Annotated in this window: 2 rRNA genes; both read left to right on the top strand. The window is 49.3% G+C overall.

Annotated elements, in window-relative coordinates:
• Window positions 1-99 precede the first annotated feature (99 nt).
• Window positions 100-3011: ribosomal RNA gene (locus tag BM203_RS08260) — 23S ribosomal RNA — on the top strand.
• 83 nt (window positions 3012-3094) lie between these two features.
• Window positions 3095-3211: ribosomal RNA gene (gene rrf, locus BM203_RS08255) — 5S ribosomal RNA — on the top strand.
• The last annotated feature ends 2 nt before the right edge of the window (window positions 3212-3213 follow it).

Genomic DNA, 3213 nt, shown 5'->3' with positions numbered 1-3213 from the left:
GAGTTAGTACATTGAAAACTGAATATAATCCAAGAAAAAACCGAGAAACAATCAAAAGAGAACAGATTGCAAGAGCGACCGAGAGAGTATCTTGAGTAAGGTCAAGTAAAAAAGGGCGCACGGTGAATGCCTAGGCACAATAAGGCGAAGAAGGACGTGACGAACCACGAAAGGCTTCGGGGAGCTGTAAGTAAGCAGAGATCCGGAGATATCCGAATGGGGGAACCCAATGTAGAGATACATTACTAGTTATTGAATAAATAGGTAACTAGGGCAAGACGCAGTGAACTGAAACATCTAAGTAGCTGCAGGAAGAGAAAGAAAGATCGATTTCCCAAGTAGCGGCGAGCGAAACGGAAAGAGCCCAAACCAAGCAATTTATTGTTTGGGGTTGTAGGACTGCAAGAAGGTAAGTACAGGCGATAGCAGAATTATCTGGGAAGGTAAGCCAGAGAGGGTGAGAGCCCCGTAAGCGAAATCAAGAGTACGCCGAGCAGAATCCTGAGTAGGTCGGAACACGAGGAATTCCGATTGAAGCAGCGAGGACCATCTCGCAAGGCTAAATACTAGATTGTGACCGATAGTGAACCAGTACCGTGAGGGAAAGGTGAAAAGAACCCCGGAAGGGGAGTGAAAGAGAACCTGAAACCGTGTGCTTACAAGTAGTCAGAGCCCATTAAAGGGTGATGGCGTGCCTTTTGTAGAATGAACCGGCGAGTTACGTTAAATAGCGAGGTTAAGTCATAAAAGGACGGAGCCGAAGCGAAAGCGAGTCTGAATAGGGCGAGAGAGTTATTTGATGTAGACCCGAAACCAAGTGACCTACCCATGACCAGGTTGAAGGTGTGGTAAAACACACTGGAGGACCGAACCCACGTAAGTTAAAAATTGCGGGGATGAGTTGTGGGTAGCGGTGAAATTCCAAACGAACTTGGAGATAGCTGGTTCTCTCCGAAATAGCTTTAGGGCTAGCCTGGTGCGAGGATGATAATGGAGGTAGAGCTCTGTTTGGATGAGGGGCCCGTCAGGGGTTACTGAATTCAGATAAACTGCGAATTCCATGTATCAAAGCACTGGAGTCAGACTGCGAGTGATAAGATCCGTAGTCGAAAGGGAAACAGCCCAGATCACCAGTTAAGGTCCCAAAATCTATGCTAAGTGGAAAAGGATGTGGAGTTGCGTAGACAACTAGGATGTTGGCTCAGAAGCAGCCATCATTAAAAGAGTGCGTAATAGCTCACTAGTCGAGTGACGCTGCGCCGAAAATTTACCGGGGCTAAGCATAGTACCGAAACTGTGGATGCATTAGCAATAATGCGTGGTAGGAGAGCGTTCTAAATGCGGTGAAGCTTAATCGAGAGGATAAGTGGAGCGTTTAGAAGTGAGAATGCCGGTATGAGTAGCGAAAGATAGGTGAGAATCCTATCCGCCGAAAGACTAAGGTTTCCTGGGGCAGGCTCGTCCGCCCAGGGTAAGTCGGGACCTAAGGCGAGGCCGAAAGGCGTAGTCGATGGACAACAGGTAGAAATTCCTGTACTGCGTTAGATCGTTAATAGCGAAGGAGGGACGCAGGAGGCAAAGGACGCATGGAGCTGGAAAGCCATGTTTAAGCGACAAGTGTAATGGTGAGTCAAATGCTTACTGTTAAGAAGCACAAGTCGTGATGAGGAGCGAAATAAAAGTAGCGAAGGTTCAAGAGTCACACTGCCAAGAAAAGCTTCTAGTGAGAGCTAACGTACCCGTACCGCAAACCGACACAGGTAGTCGAGTGGAGAACACTAAGGTGAGCGAGAGAACTCTCGTTAAGGAACTCGGCAAAATAGCCCCGTAACTTCGGGAGAAGGGGTGCTGGTGTAAAAGCCAGCCGCAGTGAATAGGCCCAAACAACTGTTTATCAAAAACACAGGTCTCTGCAAAGTCGTAAGACGACGTATAGGGGCTGACACCTGCCCGGTGCTGGAAGGTTAAGGAGAGCTGTAAGCGTAAGCGAAGCAGCGAACTGAAGCCCCAGTAAACGGCGGCCGTAACTATAACGGTCCTAAGGTAGCGAAATTCCTTGTCGGGTAAGTTCCGACCTGCACGAAAGGTGTAATGATTTGGGCACTGTCTCAACGAGAGACTCGGTGAAATTATAATACCCGTGAAGATGCGGGTTACCCGCGACAGGACGGAAAGACCCCATGGAGCTTCACTGCAATTTGATATTGGGCAACTGTTAAGCATGTACAGGATAGGTAGGAGCCGGAGAAGATAGTACGCTAGTATTATCAGAGGCAATGTTGGGATACTACCCTTGTTTGATGGTTGCTCTAACCAGCGCCTCTAAGCGAGGCATGGGACAGTGTCAGATGGGCAGTTTGACTGGGGCGGTCGCCTCCTAAAGAGTAACGGAGGCGCCCAAAGGTTCCCTCAGAATGGTTGGAAATCATTCACAGAGTGTAAAGGTATAAGGGAGCTTGACTGCGAGAGCGACAACTCGAGCAGGGACGAAAGTCGGGCTTAGTGATCTGGTGGTACCGCATGGAAGGGCCATCACTCAACGGATAAAAGCTACCCTGGGGATAACAGGCTTATCTCCCCCAAGAGTTCACATCGACGGGGAGGTTTGGCACCTCGATGTCGGCTCGTCGCATCCTGGGGCTGAAGTAGGTCCCAAGGGTTGGGCTGTTCGCCCATTAAAGCGGCACGCGAGCTGGGTTCAGAACGTCGTGAGACAGTTCGGTCCCTATCCGTCGTGGGCGTAGGAAATTTGAGAGGAGCTGTCCTTAGTACGAGAGGACCGGGATGGACATACCGCTGGTGTACCAGTTGTCTTGCCAAAGGCATAGCTGGGTAGCTAAGTATGGCAGGGATAAGCGCTGAAAGCATCTAAGTGCGAAGCCCCCCTCAAGATGAGATTTCCCATACGAAAGTAGTAAGACACCTCAAAGACGATGAGGTAGATAGGCTAGGAGTGGAAGAGCCGTGAGGTTTGGAGCGGACTAGTACTAATCAGTCGAGGACTTGACCAAAAGCGAAGGCAGTCAAAGAAGAGAGTGGAACGGTTTTTTCGAAGGATAATATTTAGTTTTGAGTGTAAAAGCTCAAAAAGAAGTACGGTGGCAAGAGCAAGAAGGAAACACCTGTAACCATGCCGAACACAGAAGTTAAGCTTCTTAACGCCGAGAGTAGTTGGTGGGAGACTGCCTGCGAGGGTAGGACGTTGCCGTGCTT

This window comes from Lactobacillus bombicola (assembly GCF_900112665.1).
Lineage (GTDB): Bacteria > Bacillota > Bacilli > Lactobacillales > Lactobacillaceae > Lactobacillus > Lactobacillus bombicola.
Note: the sequence above shows the minus strand (reverse complement) of the source record. Positions and strands in the feature narration are given on the sequence as shown.